We start from the raw sequence: 1,687 nt of genomic DNA, 5'->3' as shown, positions 1-1,687 counted from the left end.
GGGCGGGTTCTAGCGGTCGTTGCAACACCCAGAATTTTTGGGAGTTGCAACGACCGTGTCGTCTTTAAGGGAGAAGCCCGCTGGGCGGCGGAGATATTCGCAGGAGCAGAAGGATCAGTTCTTTGCGGCCCTCGATCGGGTTCAAAATGTCAGTGCCGCCGCGAGGGAACTCGGTTTCAATGTGATGACCTGTCACCAATGGATCCGCAAGGCTGGTTTGCCCCGGGGCAAAGTACGGAAGCAGTCGGTGCACCGGAAGTACACGGCTAGGCAGAAAGAGCAGTTCTTCGCCGTGTTCGACCGTCTTAAGAGCACCACGGAGGCTGCAAAGGAACTCGGCTGAATCCCAATACGTGCGCCGCGTGGGTGCGGAAAGCCGGGCTGAAGGGTCAGGGAAAGCCGGGGACAGGTCCACACCCTGGAAGGGACGAGTTCTCCCGGCTGCGCAACGCCGGCGTGAGCCGACGGAAAGCTGCCGCGGCAGTTGGTATTCATTTACGGACCGCTGAGGAGTGGGACCAGGGAATCCGGAAGTCCGGCGGACGACGCATTTATCCGGATGGCCGGGTGGTCGACTACAAACGTGGTGTGATCACTATGACCTCTGCCGCCGGCACAACAGAAACGGTCCAGGTCCCGGTGGCCGCGCTGGAGAAACCTATCCACCCGCGGTACCTCAACGTCAAGGAACGGGAACTTATCCGGGACCTGCAGGCCGCCGGATCCTCGGTGCGGGCGATCGCCCACGCCCTCGGCAGATCGCCCTCAACAGTCAGCCGCGAGTTGGCCCGAAACACCGATCCGCGGATGGGCTACCTTCCCCACGGTGCACATCGGAAGGCAACTGCCCGGCGGGCCCGGCCCAAGACAGCCAAACTCGCGGGCGAGTCGGACCTGCGTAAGTACGTGAAGGACAAGCTGCTCCTACGCTGGTCTCCGGAACAGATCAGCCACACGCTGGTCGAAGAGTTCCCCGACAACCCGGAGATGCGCGTGAGCCCAGAGACGATTTACCAGGCCCTCTACCTCCAAGCCAGAGGCGGACTTAAACGTGAGGTGCAAGCAGCTCTGCGGACCGGCCGGACCCGGCGAAAACCCCATGCCACCGCTGATCAGCGCACTCCCAGGTTCACCGACCCCATGATCATGATTTCCGAACGTCCGCCCGAGATCGAGGACCGCGCCATACCGGGGCATTGGGAGGGGGACCTCATCACTGGCGCCCACAACCAGTCCGCGATCGCGACCCTGGTCGAGCGCACCACCCGTTACCTAATGCTCGTCCACCTGCCAAAGGACCACTCTGCCTCAACCGTCCGTGACGGCCTCATCAAAACCATGGCCACCCTTCCGGCGCACCTTCGGGGATCCCTGACCTGGGACCAGGGATCGGAAATGGCTGCCCACAAATCCTTCACTCTCGCCACCGACATGCAGGTCTACTTCTGCGACCCCGCAAGCCCGTGGCAACGCGGCTCGAACGAGAACACCAACGGCCTGCTGCGCCAGTACTTCCCCAAAGGCACCGATCTGTCTGTCTTCGGACCCGAGGACCTCGAACACGTCGCCCAGGAACTCAACGGCCGCCCACGCAAAACGCTCGGCTGGAAAACTCCAGCCGAGCGTTTACGTGATTTACTACTAACCACCTAACCAGCAGGTGTTGCAACGACCCCTTGAAACCGCC

The 1,687-nt window shown here is 62.0% G+C and carries 1 protein-coding gene; it reads left to right on the top strand.

What is annotated here, in order from left to right:
- Nucleotides 1-456 precede the first annotated feature (456 nt).
- Nucleotides 457-1,653 (top strand): IS30 family transposase, encoded by a 1,197-nt coding sequence (locus G205_RS20310; RefSeq protein ID WP_420874319.1) that lies wholly within the window; start codon nucleotides 457-459, stop codon nucleotides 1,651-1,653.
- Nucleotides 1,654-1,687: the final 34 nt, after the last annotated feature.

It is taken from the genome of Arthrobacter nitrophenolicus (genome assembly GCF_000332815.1).
Taxonomy (GTDB): domain Bacteria; phylum Actinomycetota; class Actinomycetes; order Actinomycetales; family Micrococcaceae; genus Arthrobacter; species Arthrobacter nitrophenolicus.
The sequence above is the reverse complement of the archived record's forward strand: the minus strand, read 5'-3'. Positions and strand labels throughout refer to the sequence as shown.